Origin of the sequence: Paenibacillus sp. RRE4, from assembly GCF_031844205.1 — a bacterium.
Taxonomy (GTDB): Bacteria; Bacillota; Bacilli; order Paenibacillales; family Paenibacillaceae; genus Paenibacillus; species Paenibacillus xylanexedens_B.
The window spans coordinates 1-16,188 of the sequence record NZ_JAUZUT010000014.1; the positions used below are offsets into that span (position 1 = coordinate 1).

Below are 16,188 nucleotides of genomic sequence, written 5' to 3' on the forward strand. Positions count from 1 at the left end.
TTTGTTCATTTATATGAATATAAAAGACTGCCCCTAACAAAGCGTAAAGCTCTGACAGCTTCGTTATGGGAAGGTAACATTTTTGTTACGGATGGCAAGGATAAAACCAGTATAATAGGACTATGTTAAATATGCTAAAAGTACCTGACCGAAGAGCTGGATTGTGCAGCTGTGAAAAGGAGGGTGTGTGTGTTAAGTTGGCGGAGAGTAGGACTCCACTCACTTCTGTTGCTTTGTCTGGCAATTGTTCTTACAGGATGCGGTGAAGCTTCAGGATCTGTATGGATCTCATATGAAGGTGCAGTTAACGAAAAGAGTTTCCCTGTACCCAAAGTAGCGAATAAATCTGACCAGTCCGAAAACAATTCGGATATGGATTATGTTCGATATACGTTGTCTGGAATCAGTGAAAGCACGAGTTTGCCTGAGGTATATCTTAACGAGATTAAAAGTTGGGGTTGGACAGAAAGGCAAGCAAAGCGTTCATCGAATGCATCAAGTAACGTACATGTTTTCTCAAAGGATGGCCATATTGTACAGTTGGCTGTGCATGATGGTTCGTTTACGTTAATGGTTCCCAGAAATGAAACGACTCAGACGACAGTAAAGTCACTGGAAGAAGAGAACTAACGGATTGTATGAAAGCGTACGAGTTAACATTGTGATGTTCTTATAAAGTGAGGTCCTCATCATTAGCGATGAGGGCTTTTTTGTATTACTACAAGTTGAAGATCCCAGTATATGGACTCATTTAGATATAAATCACATTGAAGGCTAGAGTGGGTTAGCAAAGCTAAATAATCATTCAGAATGGAGAAGGGGGAATACGCCTATTGTTGTGGATAAAAGAGAAGGAAGCAAAAAAAGGTTATCCACAGTGGATAACCTTTTTGAAGAAGGATGGCGAATAGAACGATTTTACTGCAAGTAATAAGAGATATCTTGATGATTTAATTTAACAAGACCGTCTTTACGTTCACGCGATAGAATGAGTATTACGTACAGGCGTGGTCCAAGCAACCACAGATGCCAGAATATAAGGGAAAGTGTGAAGGAGACTGGAGACCATAACAGGCACACGGTAATGATGCACAATCCAATCCAGCTCATATTCAGATGAACTCGGACAAACATACGGTAACTAAAGTGCTGATCTGGTATGTAGCCAAACCAAGGCATACGCAGGTTCCAGTGCCAACGCTTGGCATACGAGGTACGAACGAGTAACAATATAGTCCTGGCAATGACATAATGGATCCAGACGGTAATCGGTCCTGCCAGTAGAAAAAAGAAGAGGCCGTTCCAGGAGAAGGCAAGCAGATTAAAGAAGAGCATGATAACGGGCAGACACAGGTAGCTGTATATGACGCTACGAGCGATAGCTTTTTTTTTCAGAAGGCGATACTGATAAAAGGTTGCCTTATTCTCCGGTTCGGCGATCATACGATTTAAAATCCTCCTTCAAATTTACGAGTACGTGATAGAGTGGTGTATACATATGTATAGAGAGATAGAGATGGCTATAAAATAATCAATGTGGCTTACCCGACTTTGTTATCGTTATCATATCTTATATATCGGCTGAAATTCCAAGTTTTTTTAAGGTTATTATATCGTAGTTTGCATCAGCATGAACTTGCATGGGGAAATCATGTGTTGTTTCATGAAAAAGAGCGAGGTTGCAGTTCCAAGAATAAAAGTGACTCGGAACACTGGATTGTATATTTTCTGTACAGACACCTATTAAGGGAAAGGCGAATATATATATTTTATAGAAAGAAAGCACTATGAAAATGTTTAAAATAATAGAAACTGTGCAATACTGATAGTAAACGTAAAACAAGGTGGGATGGTTCATGGAAGAACATGCCGAACACACATGTATCATTTGCGAGCAACGGAAGAGGGAAGGCATTTTTATTGTATCTGAATTCATATGTGATGCTTGTGAAGCAGAGATGGTTCACACCGATGCGCAGGATGCGAAGTATAACTTTTTTATTCATCAGATGAAACAGATTTGGGTGCAAAAGAACGCATAAATAACGTTATATCCTTCACGATGAAGTTAGAAATGCACATGATTAATATTAATGATTATATATGGGCCCACGAGGCCTTTTTTTGTTGGAGAAGGGATTCCCTTGTCTGACATATGCAGAAAGCGTATGCTGAAATAAAGAGTAGAGATGCATGTTTTACGAAAATAACAGTTACAGGATGGATATCTTATGAATGAACATAATACATCAAGCGTAGGAAAAAATAGGGCTCCTTTATATGAAGCGTTGCTCGCATATCGTAATTCGAAGCAGCGTTCATTTCATGTGCCGGGACATAAAAATGGACAGGTCTATTATCAATGGATGCAATCGTTTGAGGGAGCGGGAGATGATCTGCAAAAAGGTATAGGGGGAGAGCGGAATTCTGTTGTAACAGATTATGACTTGAAGGGAACAGCTCCATTCAACCATGTTGTACCCGTACGTGCTTATCTAGACATGATGGAGATGGATGTTACAGAGATTACGGGTACGGATGATCTCCACCACCCTGAGGGAGTGATCAAGGAAGCACAGGACTTGGCGGCGGATTGTTTCGGCGCGGAGGAAAGTTTCTTTCTAGTTGGAGGAAGTACAGCAGGCAACCTGTCTTTATTACTAACGATCTGTGATGAGCCAGGAAGTATCGTGCTGGTGCAGCGTAATGTACATAAATCGGTTATTCACGGGTTGATGTTAGCTGGCGCAAGGGCAGTATTTCTGGAGCCGTGGGTCGACCCTGAATCTGGACTTGCTGTCATGCCGTCCATTGAGACGGTTCAGGCTGCTGTCCAGAGGTATCCTGAGTCAAAGGGTGTATTTGTCACGTTGCCCAATTATTATGGCATGGGCGCGGATCTGACGCCCATTGCTAAGATTTGCCACGAGGCCGGCATGCCACTACTCGTGGATGAAGCGCATGGCGCGCATTATGGGCAGCATCCGGAGCTGCCTGTATCTGCACTGTCCTGCGGAGCGGACGGTGTAGTGCAGTCGACGCATAAGATGCTGGCCGCATTCACCATGGGAGCCATGTTGCACATTCAGGGACCGCGATTGAACCGGTCCCTGCTTCGGCAACGTCTGGCCATGGTGCAAAGCTCAAGCCCATCCTACCCGGTGATGGCTTCGCTTGATCTATCGCGCCGGCTACTGCATGTACACGGCGCCGATGCCTTCACGGCAGGACTTGCCGCCGTGAAAGCATTCAAGCGCGGTCTCGCGGAGCTACCGCGCTTCCAATTGTTGCAGCCTTTGGATTCGCTGCAACAGGAGCCGGCCTACGGCCATGAAAATCCGGCGGCGATGCCTGGCCGCCAAGGGTATACCGCTCAGGACCCATTCAAGGTCGTCATATATGACGACACAGGGGTACTGAGCGGTTATGGGCTGCAGCAACAGCTGGAAGCTTGCGGCTGCGTGCCAGAGATGAGCGACGAACGGTACGTCGTCCTGCTCTTCAGTCTTGGCTCCACATTACAGGATGCGGAGCATGTGTTACAGGCTTTACGGCATATTAACGTTGCCTACAAGCTGGAGCATTCACTGGAATCCACAGTGTCTGTGAGGACGGATTCTCAAACTCAAATTGACCCTCCAAACTATGTTTCCACGTGGAACAATATAGAAGAACATGAACGCTTATCTGAGCCAGTGGCCTTTTCCCTGCAACCAATCTTAGAGAAGGGTATGATCGGAGTTTCAATTGAAGACTGCGCAGGATATCGGTCGGCGGAGATGGTTATTCCATATCCTCCAGGTATTCCACTGGTGTATCCCGGCGAGCGAATAAGTCCAAAGGTTACTGAGCGAATTCGAGTTCTACGCGAAGTAGGGGCCAAGTTTCAGGGGATATCGGATCATACGTATCAAAAATTAAAAGTCATGAAACCTGAGTCATAGGAAAAGTACTTTTGCAGCTCTCGAAAAGCAGTTCAATGCTTCATGACAAGGGTGGTTAGCCATCCCAAAAATCTTGCCTGTGCATATCAACAGTTCGAAGAATTTATATGTGATAAGGAAACAACCAAAATGATATGCGACAGTAACATTGTCACGTTTATCCCTTGTTCATGTTATGTTGGCTCAGGAGTAGAATCAAGTAATTACAGGATCAAAAGTACTGTTTAATGTTGATTCCACTTTCGATGACGATATCGTATGGTTGAAAAAGGACTAACGTTTCATGTTGGAGGAAAAGCCACCTTATAGTATGATAGAAAGAAAAACTAGCTTGGTTTATTTTTGTGTTATTAAATGCAGTTGTTGAACAATACACCTCTGGGCGAAGGAAATCATATCTTGAAGCAAGAGGGTCTAGGCACATGCATAATAGCCATGAATGAATACAGCAATGAATACAGAAAGCAGGGAAGCATATGCAGGGCAGAGGTAAATTCATTACGCTGGAAGGAGGAGAGGGTTCAGGGAAAACGACGATGATCGGCAGAATCGGTTCTTATTTTGAAAAACGGGGTATACCTTACGTAGTCACAAGAGAGCCTGGCGGGATTGAGATTGCAGAGAAAATACGTAACATCATCCTGGACCCTCTTCATACGGCGATGGATGCACGAACCGAAGCACTGCTCTATGCTGCCGCCCGTAGTCAACATCTGGCGGAGAAGGTAGAGCCTGCACTGCAAGCTGGCAAAACCGTGATTTGCGATCGGTTTGTAGACAGCAGTCTGGCCTATCAAGGGTATGCTCGAGGCCTTGGAATTGAGAATGTGTGGGCAATCAATCGTTTTGCGATTGGAGATCTGATGCCTGACATGACACTGTATCTGGACATTGAGCCAGAACAGGGGCTTGGTCGAATCGAGGCTCATGATGGTCGTGAAGTCAATCGTCTTGATCTGGAGAACCTGGAGTTCCATCGCAAAGTACGTGAAGCGTACTTCTTGCTTCAGAAACAGTTTCCGGAGCGTATCCAAGTTATCGATGCTTCACAGACTCCGGATGAGGTAGAGAAAGCGATGATTTTGTCGCTAGAAGCCGGGATTTTGAAGGATTTTGACGAGTAATTGTCTAATATATAGACAGGGCATTTTGTTAGAAGTGCTTATTCTAAAGGAGGTTATGCAGGATGAAACTGATTGTTGCGATTATACAGGATAAAGACAGCAACCGATTATCCAGCGCATTGGTCAAAGCGAATTTTCGGGCAACGAAGCTTGCCAGTACCGGTGGATTTTTGAAGGCAGGCAACACGACGTTTATGATCGGTGTCGATGATAGTCAAGTCGAATCCGTTATGAATGTCATTCGCAGCAGCTGTAAGGTTCGTGAACAGCTCGTAACTCCGGTTACACCGATGAGCGGAACGACCGACTCTTACCTGCCGCTACCTGTTGAGGTCCAAGTCGGTGGAGCAACCGTATTTGTTCTTCCAGTAGATCGTTTCGAGCATTTCTAATCCGTTTGCACAGATGAACTCCATGAGTGTTTTTCATTTATCGATAGCATGACTGCATCTTGCATGATGATAACGAAGGATGTAAAAGGACGTATCCGGTATGCATACGTGCCACTTATGGAGCGCCCTTCTTGATGACAAGAACCGGCACACTCTCTCCCAAAGGAGACTTGATTCCACAGTAATATGTTTCTTTTGGGAGAGGCGACTTAGAATACAATCGTAGATAAGAGACCATCTTTCTACCATTATATATACAGTGTATCTCAACAACCCATAAGGTCCATCTTACGCACAGGCGCAATGCGCTCTGTGCTGATGTGCGATTGGCCTAACGATGATAGAAAGCAGGCGTGTCCATGAAAATCAATCCTGGATTCAGACCGCTACAGACTGGAATCAATACGAATGATTCAGGCTCAAAGCCGGTTCAATCCAAAAACTTCTCTGATATGATGAATCACCAGGGAGAACGTGCTTCCCAAGCAGAGCTCAACCGCCGATTAAGCGAAATCCAGCTTCAGGGTGATCGTTTGGCTCGATCCATGACGATTCGTGAACTGAAAGCATATAAACAGCTTGTCAAAAGATTTCTGGAAGAGACGGTCCGCCGCGGTGTATCAATGAAAGAGACAAGGGGTTGGGATCGCCGGGGCAGGGGCAAACGATATAAGCTTATTGATGAGATTGACTCGGCTCTATTATCCATGGCAGATGAATTACTGGATACAGAAGAGGGGAAAATCTCTCTTTTGCAACAAGTAGGAGAAATTCGGGGAATGCTTATTAATTTAAGCTTCTGAGGAGGAAGTATGTCTTTTCAACAGATTATGGGCCAGCAGGCAGCCAAGCAGTTGTTGCAGAGCAGTTTGAGACGTCAGGCCATCAGTCATGCATATTTGTTTAGCGGTCCATCTGGAAGTGGGCAGTTACAGACAGCAATGGCGTTCGCCAAGGCAATCTTCTGCACAGAGCTTGAGGATGATGCTTGTGGGCAATGTCTTGAATGCCGCAAAGTAGAACACGGAAACCATCCAGACCTGACGATGCTTGCGCCGGATGGAAATAACATTAAAATAGATCAGATTCGGGATTTGCAACGCATTTTCTCTTACCGTTCAGAGGCGGGGCATCCCAAAGTATATATTATAGAGCAAGCTGAGAAAATGACGGTTCAAGCGGCAAACAGCTTGTTGAAGTTTCTGGAGGAACCTCAAGTTCCAGCAGTAGGAATTCTGATTACGGATAATGGACAAGCCATGTTGCCTACCATTCGCTCACGTTCTCAGATGGTTCCGTTCAGTGCACTGAATCCGGAGGAAATGCTTCAATCGTTGATTGAGGAAGGTTATCCTGCGAATCTTGCACGGTCTGCCGTCCATTTAGCGTCAGGATTGGAAGCATGTAGAGAAATTCTCCAGCAGAATTGGTTTGCAGAAATTAGAAACGTAATGTTACAATTAGGGAAGGAGTCCCTGGGCAGAGGAAGTACATCTTTGATCTCGGCACAGCAGAAGCTTTTCAAAACAGGACTCTCGGAACACCTGGACATGCTGCTTAGTTTGTTCCATTTGTGGTTCAGGGACATGCTGTATGTTCAGTATGGTAGGCATGAACATATCGTTTTTATAGATCAGTTAGACATGCTGTCTCAGTTGGCACATACCCGTAGCACAGAGCAGTGGGTCTCCTATATGGATTTGGCCGCGGCATGCAGAAAAAAATTGCGTTTTAATGTCAATGGCCAGCTTTGTCTGGAGCAATTTTTGATCGGTTTGGCATAAGAGTGGAGGATCGCGTGAGTTCCAATCCTATGCAAACGGTTATAACTTCGGCGGGTTCCCTAAGAAGTCAGGGCTTCAGACGAAGTGGGGTTGGCTTACAAGGGGGTTAATTTTTTGTACAGTGTAGTGGGTGTCCGTTTCAAAAAGGCGGGCAAAATTTATTACTTCGATCCCCTGGACCTTCCCATTGAGAAAGAAAACTGCGTGATCGTGGAAACGGCACGAGGGGTTGAGTATGGTAAGGTTGTCGTGGGCAAGAAGGAAGTGGGCGAGGCTGATGTGGTTTTGCCGCTCAAAAAGGTTATCCGCGTTGCAGGCGATACAGATGCCCGTGTGGTGGATGAGAACAAGCGTGCAGCCAAAGAAGCATTCGGCACTTGTTTAAATAAAATCAGAGACCATGGCCTCAAAATGAAGCTGGTCGATGTAGAATTCACGTTTGATCGCAATAAAATTATTTTTTATTTTACAGCAGAGGGCAGAGTCGATTTCCGCGAGCTGGTCAAAGACCTGGCAAGCATCTTCCGTACACGAATCGAACTGAGACAGATTGGTGTTCGCGATGAAGCAAAAATGCTTGGTGGAATAGGGCCTTGCGGCCGTGTGTTGTGTTGTTCCTCTTGGCTGGGAGATTTTGAGCCTGTGTCGATCAAGATGGCTAAAGATCAGAGCCTGTCACTGAATCCGACGAAAATTTCAGGGTTGTGCGGAAGACTTATGTGCTGTCTGAAATTTGAGCATGATAATTACGAGAGCGTGAGAGAAGAGTTGCCAGCTGTAGGCAAACTGGTCGTCACCTCAATGGGTGAAGGCAAAGTTGTCGGGATTAATGCCGGTAACCGCACGGTGCATGTTCAACTGTTCGACATCAGTAAAGTCAAAGAACTTCCGCTGGATGACGTCGTTATCAAGTAAACCATAAAGGTTGCTTCGGGGTGGAAACTTGGAAAAGAAAAATCTGTTTACGCACATTCATGAAATGGAAACCCAAATGGGTCAGTTGCACGGTGATTTAGCAGAATTAAAAATGATTGTGAAAGAGTTGCTGGAAGATAATCAGCGGCTTACCATCGAAAATGAGCAGTTACGCAAACTGCTTAAGCGTGAAGCGCCAGCAGATCTGCCGATCTCGTCTGCTCTTGCTCCTGTCGCAAGACCTGCAGGTCCAGCTCCAGGTGAAGATGTAGTTGGCGAAGGTTATGATAACCTGGCTCGGCTGTATCATGAAGGATTCCATATCTGCAACGTCTATTACGGACACTTGCGGACGGAAGGCGATTGTCTGTTCTGCCTGTCTTTTTTGAATAAATGAAGTGACCGTAGGGATTCCCTACGGTTTTTTTTCAAGGTTATAAACGTTTAACGTACCGGAGGATGAGAGTACCTTATGACAGACCAAGAAGTATTTTTACAGGATTCAGAGCGGATTGATGATCTGCTCTCTCATAATTTGCGAATAATTCAAAGTGATGAGGTGTTCAGTTTTTCTATGGATGCTGTATTGCTGGCCCGATTTGCTTCTGTTCCGAAACGTGGGCGTGTTCTGGACTTGTGCACAGGAAATGGGGTTGTTCCTATTTTACTGACAACACGTACGCAGGCAAGTCTGGAAGGCATTGAGATTCAGCCACGACTTGCTGATATGGCACGCCGGAGTGTGCAGCTGAATGAATTGGGTGAGTCCATCCATATTCGTGAGGGAGATTTGCGAGAATTGGTTAAAGAAACAGGACATGCAGTATATGATGCCATTACAGTGAATCCCCCATACATGCCGCTGAATGGAAGTGACCTCAAGATGAATACCCATCAGGCGATGGCACGTCATGAAATCGGATGTACCCTTGAGGAAGTCATTCAAGCATGCAATCGTCTTGTGCGCAATGGTGGAAAAGTATCCATGGTTCATAGACCGCAACGTCTCGGTGAGATCATATCATTGATGCGCGAATACAAGCTGGAACCCAAACGTATTCGTATGGTGCATCCGCGTGCTCATCTGGAGGCGAACATGGTGTTAATTGAAGCGATGAAAGATGGCAAGCCAGAGGTACGCATGTTGCCGCCACTTATTGTTTACAATGAACAGGGAAGCTATTGTGATGAAATAATGGAGATCTACTATGGTCAGCAGGATGTTGAACGCTCCAAGGAAGGAGGAAACTAGATGTCTTTACAAGTCCAGAAAAGCTTTAATGAGCAGTCCGAATATACAGGTAAATTATATTTGGTTGGGACACCGATTGGAAACTTGGAGGATATGACCTTCCGGGCCATCAAGACATTACAGGCCTGCGAGATTATTGCCGCTGAAGATACTCGTCAGACGCGTAAGTTGCTCACTCATTTTGAGATTACACCTTCGATGCTGTTTAGCTATCATGAGCACAATAAGGGAGCAAGTGGCCCTGAACTGATCCGCTATATAATAGAAGGAAAAAATTTGGCACTGGTCAGTGATGCCGGATTACCGGCTATTTCTGACCCAGGTTCTGATCTGGTAAAGCTCGCGATTGAAGCCGGAATTACGGTCATACCGATTCCTGGTCCGAATGCAGCATTATCTGCTCTGATCGTATCCGGATTACCAACGGAAAGGTTTACCTTCGGTGGTTTTTTGCCACGAGAGAAAAAGGACATGCGTAAGGTACTGGAAGCCTTCGATGAGTCGAATGGTACGTTGCTATTCTATGAGTCTCCTCACCGGATTCGCAAAACGTTAATGTATCTAGAGGAAATATTGGGTGAACGTTCCATTGTATTGGCTCGTGAGTTGACCAAGCGGCATGAGGAATTTGTTAGAGGTAGCCTGAAGGAATGTATAGAATGGCTCGAAGAGCACCCGCCTCTAGGTGAATATTGTTTGTTGGTTGAAGGGATCAGGGAAGAGGAACGTAAGGCCGAACGGGAGGCTTGGTGGCAGGTTTTGTCGCTGGAAGAACATGTGGAGCACTATGAAAATGAAGGAAACAGCCGTAAAGATGCGATGAAAAAAACAGCAGCTGATCGAGGTTTGGCAAAACGGGACGTATATAATGCGTTGATTGGGTAGTCTAAAATTTTAAAAATACCAAAATTAGTTGTAATTACCTTAAAGAGAGATTAAAAACAAGCTTAATATAACCTTAAAATGTAAAAAGAGCAGCACACCAAAATGTGAAAGATATGTGTCTGCTCTTAAGGTTAGAAAAAAACCTTCCAAGGTGATATCACACCAGGAAGGCGATAAGGAAGTATAAAAAGGTTAGAATTAACGATTGGAATAATTCCAGTATACTTGTTTTTCTTATTTTGCTACAGGTGCAGGGATTTCAGAAATACATTCGTTACAAACGATTTTACCTTTGAAGTAAGTTACGTTCTCAGCGTTACCACAGAAGATACAAGCTGGCTCGTATTTTTTGAGCATGATGCGCTCACCATCAACGTAGATTTCCAAAGCATCTTTTTCGCCAATACCGAGCGTACGACGCAATTCGATTGGAATAACTACCCGTCCCAGTTCATCCACTTTTCTTACAATACCTGTTGATTTCATCATTATAATCAGTGCTCCTCTCAGCTAACTATCATTGTCATTATTCGACATTATTTTATGTTTTATGATACCCATCATACCAACGATTCCCAAAACAGTCAACCTTAAAATTAGCTTAAAATAAAGGGTATTTTTCTTAAGTTTGCTGGTGGTAAGGGATTGAAAGCAATTTTTCGTATTTAAACATCCATGTCAGCTTTGTCGATTTGGAAAACGACAAAAGTGCTTTATTCGACAAAATTCGTCACTATATGTCGAATTGTTGGTGAAAATTGAAGCTGGACGCGCTATTCTTTATGGCAAGAGAACAATTTCAAAGGAGTGAATCGAAATGGAACATCGTCTGACGGAAGAAAAAGTATTTAAAGATCCGGTACATAATTATATTCATGTGCAAGAACCGATTATATGGCAATTGATCAATACACCTGAATTTCAGAGGCTACGCCGCATTCGTCAATTAGGGACATCTTATCTTACTTTCCACGGGGCAGAGCACAGTCGGTTCTCCCATTCGTTAGGTGTATACGAAATTACCCGAAAAATCATCTCTCAGTTTGAACGAAGCCACTATTCGGACTGGCCCAAGGAAGAAAAGCTGGTGACGTTGTGCGCCGCCTTACTTCATGATCTCGGACATGGACCATTCTCTCATTCCATTGAAGAGGCTTTTGACATGAATCATGAGGATTGGACATGCCGCATTATCAAGGGTGATACCGAAGTAGGGGCGATTCTAAGACGGTATGCTCCTGATTTTGATGAAAAAGTGGCTTCCGTTATCCAGAAGACGTATGATAAACCGATTGTCGTGAACCTGGTAACCAGTCCGCTTGATGCGGACCGAATGGATTACTTGCTCAGGGATGCCTACTTTACAGGAGTAAATTATGGCACGATCGACTTGGACCGTATTCTGCGCATGCTACGTCCATTTCATGGACGAATCGTAGTCAAAGAGTCTGGTATGCATGCTGTGGAAGACTACCTGATGTCACGATACCAGATGTACTGGCAGATTTACTTCCATCCTGTGACGCGTAGCTCCGAGATTATATTGCGACAAATCTTTAAGCGGGCTAAAGAACTTGTAAAGCAGGGTTTTCCGTTCCGTTTCATGGTAGAGCCACTGCCCAAACTGTTTGATGGAGAAGTTTCAGTTAATGAATATCTGCAGCTTGACGAATCGCTAATTCAAACAGCTTTTATGCAGTGGCGTAAGGAGGACGATTCTGTTCTAAGTGAGTTGTGCGAACGTTTTATGGATCGCAGGTTATATAAATATGTGGAACTTGAACAGATCGACTTGGACATCATTGAAGAGATTCGGGAAGCTTTTGTACAAGCAGGATTGAATCCCGAGTATGATCTTGAAATTGATTTTCCGACGGATAATCCGTATGATGTGTTTCGTCCAGATCAATCCACAGATAAGCAAATTCTTCTGCTCGATCGGCAGGACAAGTTGCATGAGCTGTCAGAGGTTTCTGACATTGTTCGTTCCATCAGTGGACTTCATCTGGGCAAACATCATCTGTACTATCCGCAAAACAAGGTGGATGCCATCCTTCATGAATTACCGTCCCATATACGCCCCTATTTTCTGTAAGCTTGAGTCGATGCAACAGGATGAAACATTTTGATATCAAAAGACTTTCCAAGAGAGCTATTTTACATGATACATTAATCTGCTTTAATGGGGAGGATGTGTAGATCGACATAATTTTGTAATTCGAGTGAGTAATTATACAGTTTCTAACGCCTTTCCTTGCCAGATTTTGATTTGACTTTTTATTTTTCTTCTATATATAGTAGCTTGAGTGCTAAAACTGAAAATACTGAAATTGATGCTTGTCCCAATCATTTAATGATGCAAAAAAATAAATTTGAAATTCAAACGCAAAGAATTCTTGTACAAGAATAAGAGGAGTTCCCATGAACAAATCTTCGGCATTTGACTTTCGACATGAAGGGAGAACGAGAAAGCATGTTATTCGACACACATACTCATCTGGATGCACCACAATTCGACGAAGACCGAGAGGACATGATTCAGCGGGCCGTTCAGGCGGGAGTGACTCGCATGATTAATATTGGCTTTAATCGGGAGACGATTCCAACAACGATGAAACTGGCCGAAACGTATGATTTTATCCACGCAGCTGTAGGCTGGCACCCGGTGGATGCAATTACGATGCAAGAGGGTGATCTCGAATGGATTGCATCATTGTGCAAACATGAGAAAGTGGTAGCAATTGGCGAAATCGGTCTAGACTATCATTGGGACACTTCTCCTAAGGAGGTACAGCACCGCGTATTACGACAACAAATTGCATTGGCACGTGAATTGAGTATGCCCATTGTCATCCATAATCGGGATGCTCATGAGGATATTGTGCGTATTTTACGTGAGGAGAAGGCTGGTGAGGTTGGAGGTGTGATGCATTCATTCTCCGGTAGCTGGGAAACGGCGAAAATGTGTCTGGATTTAGGCTTCCATCTGTCCTTTGGAGGACCGATCACGTTCAAAAATGCCAAGCAACCGAAAGAAGTGCTCGCCAAGGTTCCGATGGATCGATTTTTCTTAGAAACGGACTCCCCGTATCTGACACCTCATCCTTATCGTGGAAAACGAAATGAGACAGCACATGTACGTCTGGTTGCTGAAGCAGCTGCGGAAATTAAAGGCATTTCGGTAGAGGAAATTGCTTCAATTACCACCAAAAATGCCATGGAACGATTTGGGATTCAATAAGAAAACGAGTAAATCGGGTGAAAAAGGGAGATACAGAGAGTTAATTTGCTCTTTGCTTCGAATAATTGCAGAATATTACAATATTTTAACCAAATATTTAGAAAAACGTACTTGATCCACGCTTTACAACATGCATCAAAACAGGATATCATCTTTTCAGTGAATTGTTGCGCGGAAAATTGGACAGATGTTCGGGGGATGAACAAAGGGACACTTTCCGATGAGACAACATTACTTTCATGAATCAATCTCGCTGAGTCTCCGTTAACGGAGAGCGGGGGAACCAATAGGGCTTAAACATCGGTGATTCTAGCCGATGCGCATCGTTCGCTGACCCAAAAGCAGCGGAATGTTCTGCGAAGCCGTATTTGATTTCTTCTTTGGGTCTCGGGGTGAATTCAAGGGCGTCCGCCATGAGCGGGTGACCTAAGATAGGGCGGCTCTCTTTCGCCCGAACCCGACAGCTAACCTCGCAAGCGGAAAAAGAGAGGCAACCTCGTGCATGAATTTCCGATATTCAAAATCATTCGGAAGCCACGAAAGGGTCTCTTACACTCTTTCTTTGGCTTTTTTTGTTTTGAATAAAAGAAATATTGTCATCATACGGTAGATATTCAGGAGGATGACATCATGTTGCGAAGAGGGGTTCATGGTGCAGAACCGATCATTATCTCTGATCTGCGTTCTGTAGAAAAATTGTTATAGTCGCGTCAAAGACATCATGCATTACTTTAGACGGCGAGGCTATGAAGGAGGACGGAGAAGTGGGCATATTCCAACCAGAAGAGACCCATGAGTCACGATCATCCAGTAAGTCTTTCGCGTTGCGGTGGAAGCATGAGAACTTGCGTCAAATGGCATTGATCGCGATATTCTCAATTGCGCTTGCAATCATGATCTTGTTAGTCGTTTACGGTCAGGCCGGGAAGCAGGTTTCACTGGTTATTGACGGCAAAGCTCAAGTGGTAGAGACTCGTACAGGAATGCTTCAGGAAATGCTGGAGGAGCAGTCAATCACAGTCAGCCCTCACGACAAGGTATCCATGCCCATGAATGGGGCGATTACCGACGGAGACCGAATCATTATTGAGCGGGCCGTTCCAGTTAAAATCACGGCAGACGGAGACACCAAGACTCTTTATACAACCGATTCATCGGTACAGGGTGTAATTCAGCAATCAGGAATTGAAGTGGCAAATCATGATAAAGTGTATCCAGCGCTCGGAACCGCAATTAAAGCGGATATGAAGATTCGTGTAGTGCGTGTAACAAAGCATACAGTGGATGTGAAACAACCGATTGCTTACAAGGTTGTGAAAACGGCAGACCCGAGTTTGTTCCAAGGGGATAACCGTGTTGTAGTGAAAGGCAAGGAAGGCACAATCGTGCAACATATCGAAAAGGTATTTCAAGATGGAGAACTCGTCTCCAAAAAAGTGGTAGGTAAAACGGTCGCCTCCAATCGTGTAGATAAAGTGATCGCGGTAGGTACGAAGGCTAAACCGGTTGTGAAGGAACCTGAGGTTCAATTGGTATCTGCCAAAACTTCAACTGCCAAAAAAGCTGTAACAACGAACTCGAAGAAAACATCTGCCTCGGGCAGCAAGGTGATTACGGTCTCCGGGAATTCTTTTAAATACTCTAAAGTTTTGAAAAATGTATCGATGACAGCCTACTCTTCTGAAGAGCCAGGTATTGGTACAAAAACAGCTTCCGGTACTCGTGTAACGGAGGGGCGCACTATTGCAGTTGATCCCAAGGTCATTCCAATCGGCTGGTGGGTATACATTGAGGGCCTAGGCTTCCGTCGTGCGGAAGATACAGGCGGCGCTATTAAAGGCAACAAAATTGACGTTTATTATGACAGTGTGAAGCATGCCCTGAATTTCGGACGTAAAAAAGGCAAAACGGTCTATGTGATTGGTCCAGTTAAGCCGGAAGCAAACTAAAATCGTTTTACTTTGAAATGGGAATGCTATAAAATAGTTGCATGAATGATTCATGCGGAATATGCGGCGGGGGAGTCTGAATTCAGTCTCCTCCGCCGTTTGGCAGAGAAGAGGATATTCCTCTTCTTTTTGCGTTAGAAAGGAAGAAGAGGAACATGATAAAAGAAGTGATTGTTGTGGAGGGCCGTGACGACACGGTAGCGATTCGTCGGGCGGTAGAAGCGGATACGATTGAAACCGGAGGCTCTGCCATTAATCAGCGTATTCTGAAACGAATTGCACTTGCCCAGGAGAGACGCGGCGTCATTATCCTGACGGACCCGGATCATGCGGGAGAGCGTATCCGTAAAATTATTGCCAATAAGATTCCAGGTTGCAAACATGCTTTCATTCCCGAGGCAGATGCAACGCGTAAAGGAGATATCGGCGTAGAGAACGCTTCACCGGAAGCGATTCGTCATGCGCTTGCTCGCGTACACACATCTTATGAGGGTGCACCTAGTCTAATCGATTGGGAGGACCTCATTGAAGCAGGATTGATCATACACCCGCAAGCAGCCGCACGTCGTATGGAGATGGGCAACCTGCTTGGTATCGGGTATTGTAACGGCAAGCAGTTCCATAAACGGCTGAGTGTATTCCAGATTACAAGAGAAGAGTTCTCCGTTGCACTAGCGCAAATTGAACGTGAAGGAATGTGAG

The 16,188-nt window shown here is 44.6% G+C and carries 17 protein-coding genes and 1 riboswitch; of the genes, 15 read left to right on the forward strand and 2 right to left on the reverse strand.

Translation table 11 applies throughout. The annotated features are described in order from the left end of the window. The first annotated feature begins 189 nt into the window (after positions 1-189). On the forward strand, positions 190-630 hold the full coding sequence (locus Q9R46_RS26490) for a hypothetical protein (RefSeq protein WP_311282397.1): 441 nt from the start codon (positions 190-192) through the stop codon (positions 628-630). A gap of 288 nt (positions 631-918) precedes the next feature. Here the strand turns inward: Q9R46_RS26490 and Q9R46_RS26495 are convergent, their stop codons facing one another. Continuing rightward, positions 919-1,443 carry a hypothetical protein gene (locus tag Q9R46_RS26495; RefSeq protein ID WP_145336358.1) on the reverse strand — a complete coding sequence of 175 codons (525 nt, stop codon included), beginning with the start codon at positions 1,441-1,443 and terminating at the stop codon, positions 919-921. A 413-nt stretch (positions 1,444-1,856) separates the two neighbouring features. On the opposite strand from Q9R46_RS26495, the gene Q9R46_RS26500 reads away from it, so the two are divergent. The 10 genes from Q9R46_RS26500 (at position 1,857) to rsmI (ending at position 10,296) form a co-directional block, all read left to right on the forward strand. Continuing rightward, entirely contained in the window at positions 1,857-2,042 is a 186-nt protein-coding gene (locus tag Q9R46_RS26500; RefSeq protein WP_090924590.1) for a sigma factor G inhibitor Gin, read from the forward strand. 189 nt (positions 2,043-2,231) lie between these two features. Continuing rightward, complete coding sequence (locus Q9R46_RS26505; RefSeq protein WP_311282398.1) at positions 2,232-3,944, forward strand: aminotransferase class I/II-fold pyridoxal phosphate-dependent enzyme; 1,713 nt, start codon at positions 2,232-2,234, stop codon at positions 3,942-3,944. A 476-nt stretch (positions 3,945-4,420) separates the two neighbouring features. Then, the gene (tmk, locus tag Q9R46_RS26510) at positions 4,421-5,068 is read left to right on the forward strand and encodes a dTMP kinase (RefSeq protein WP_311282399.1); all 648 of its coding nucleotides are present in this window, start codon (positions 4,421-4,423) and stop codon (positions 5,066-5,068) included. Positions 5,069-5,130: 62 nt separating this feature from the next. Next, positions 5,131-5,460 carry a cyclic-di-AMP receptor gene (locus Q9R46_RS26515; protein ID WP_047914178.1) on the forward strand — a complete coding sequence of 110 codons (330 nt, stop codon included), beginning with the start codon at positions 5,131-5,133 and terminating at the stop codon, positions 5,458-5,460. Positions 5,461-5,819: 359 nt separating this feature from the next. Next, positions 5,820-6,263, forward strand: coding sequence for a YaaR family protein (locus Q9R46_RS26520; RefSeq protein ID WP_090924593.1), 444 nt, complete (start codon positions 5,820-5,822; stop codon positions 6,261-6,263). A gap of 9 nt (positions 6,264-6,272) precedes the next feature. After that, a complete protein-coding gene (gene holB / locus Q9R46_RS26525; protein WP_090924594.1) occupies positions 6,273-7,244 on the forward strand; it encodes a DNA polymerase III subunit delta' in 972 nt (323 codons plus the stop codon). Positions 7,245-7,358: 114 nt separating this feature from the next. Next, positions 7,359-8,159: a PSP1 domain-containing protein gene (locus tag Q9R46_RS26530; RefSeq protein WP_090924595.1), complete on the forward strand. Its 801-nt coding sequence runs from the start codon at positions 7,359-7,361 to the stop codon at positions 8,157-8,159. A gap of 28 nt (positions 8,160-8,187) precedes the next feature. Continuing rightward, positions 8,188-8,556 carry an initiation-control protein YabA gene (locus Q9R46_RS26535; RefSeq protein ID WP_090924596.1) on the forward strand — a complete coding sequence of 123 codons (369 nt, stop codon included), beginning with the start codon at positions 8,188-8,190 and terminating at the stop codon, positions 8,554-8,556. A 75-nt stretch (positions 8,557-8,631) separates the two neighbouring features. After that, positions 8,632-9,411 (forward strand): tRNA1(Val) (adenine(37)-N6)-methyltransferase, encoded by a 780-nt coding sequence (locus tag Q9R46_RS26540; protein WP_145336364.1) that lies wholly within the window; start codon positions 8,632-8,634, stop codon positions 9,409-9,411. Then, complete coding sequence (rsmI, locus tag Q9R46_RS26545; protein WP_311282400.1) at positions 9,412-10,296, forward strand: 16S rRNA (cytidine(1402)-2'-O)-methyltransferase; 885 nt, start codon at positions 9,412-9,414, stop codon at positions 10,294-10,296. 234 nt (positions 10,297-10,530) lie between these two features. Here the strand turns inward: rsmI and Q9R46_RS26550 are convergent, their stop codons facing one another. Further along, the gene (locus Q9R46_RS26550) at positions 10,531-10,785 is read right to left on the reverse strand and encodes an AbrB/MazE/SpoVT family DNA-binding domain-containing protein (protein WP_017691383.1); all 255 of its coding nucleotides are present in this window, start codon (positions 10,783-10,785) and stop codon (positions 10,531-10,533) included. A gap of 328 nt (positions 10,786-11,113) precedes the next feature. Between Q9R46_RS26550 and Q9R46_RS26555 the strand changes: the two genes are divergently transcribed. The 4 genes from Q9R46_RS26555 (at position 11,114) to rnmV (ending at position 16,187) form a co-directional block, all read left to right on the forward strand. Beyond that, positions 11,114-12,391 carry an HD domain-containing protein gene (locus Q9R46_RS26555; protein WP_311282401.1) on the forward strand — a complete coding sequence of 426 codons (1,278 nt, stop codon included), beginning with the start codon at positions 11,114-11,116 and terminating at the stop codon, positions 12,389-12,391. A 378-nt stretch (positions 12,392-12,769) separates the two neighbouring features. Continuing rightward, complete coding sequence (locus Q9R46_RS26560; protein WP_311282402.1) at positions 12,770-13,537, forward strand: TatD family hydrolase; 768 nt, start codon at positions 12,770-12,772, stop codon at positions 13,535-13,537. Positions 13,538-13,778: 241 nt separating this feature from the next. Next, positions 13,779-14,032, forward strand: a riboswitch (cyclic di-AMP (ydaO/yuaA leader). A gap of 269 nt (positions 14,033-14,301) precedes the next feature. Further along, complete coding sequence (locus Q9R46_RS26565; protein WP_311282404.1) at positions 14,302-15,486, forward strand: resuscitation-promoting factor; 1,185 nt, start codon at positions 14,302-14,304, stop codon at positions 15,484-15,486. A 155-nt stretch (positions 15,487-15,641) separates the two neighbouring features. Beyond that, a complete protein-coding gene (gene rnmV / locus Q9R46_RS26570; protein ID WP_311282405.1) occupies positions 15,642-16,187 on the forward strand; it encodes a ribonuclease M5 in 546 nt (181 codons plus the stop codon). The last annotated feature ends 1 nt before the right edge of the window (position 16,188 follow it).

Coding starts and splice junctions, on each gene's coding strand:
- rsmI (WP_311282400.1), top strand. CDS start 9,412: ATGTCTTTACAAGTCCAGAAAAGCTTTAATGAGCAGTCCGAATATACA.
- holB (WP_090924594.1), top strand. CDS start 6,273: ATGTCTTTTCAACAGATTATGGGCCAGCAGGCAGCCAAGCAGTTGTTG.
- Q9R46_RS26550 (WP_017691383.1), bottom strand. CDS start 10,785: ATGATGAAATCAACAGGTATTGTAAGAAAAGTGGATGAACTGGGACGG.
- Q9R46_RS26555 (WP_311282401.1), top strand. CDS start 11,114: ATGGAACATCGTCTGACGGAAGAAAAAGTATTTAAAGATCCGGTACAT.
- Q9R46_RS26495 (WP_145336358.1), bottom strand. CDS start 1,443: ATGATCGCCGAACCGGAGAATAAGGCAACCTTTTATCAGTATCGCCTT.
- rnmV (WP_311282405.1), top strand. CDS start 15,642: ATGATAAAAGAAGTGATTGTTGTGGAGGGCCGTGACGACACGGTAGCG.
- Q9R46_RS26515 (WP_047914178.1), top strand. CDS start 5,131: ATGAAACTGATTGTTGCGATTATACAGGATAAAGACAGCAACCGATTA.
- tmk (WP_311282399.1), top strand. CDS start 4,421: ATGCAGGGCAGAGGTAAATTCATTACGCTGGAAGGAGGAGAGGGTTCA.
- Q9R46_RS26500 (WP_090924590.1), top strand. CDS start 1,857: ATGGAAGAACATGCCGAACACACATGTATCATTTGCGAGCAACGGAAG.
- Q9R46_RS26520 (WP_090924593.1), top strand. CDS start 5,820: ATGAAAATCAATCCTGGATTCAGACCGCTACAGACTGGAATCAATACG.
- Q9R46_RS26560 (WP_311282402.1), top strand. CDS start 12,770: ATGTTATTCGACACACATACTCATCTGGATGCACCACAATTCGACGAA.
- Q9R46_RS26505 (WP_311282398.1), top strand. CDS start 2,232: ATGAATGAACATAATACATCAAGCGTAGGAAAAAATAGGGCTCCTTTA.
- Q9R46_RS26540 (WP_145336364.1), top strand. CDS start 8,632: ATGACAGACCAAGAAGTATTTTTACAGGATTCAGAGCGGATTGATGAT.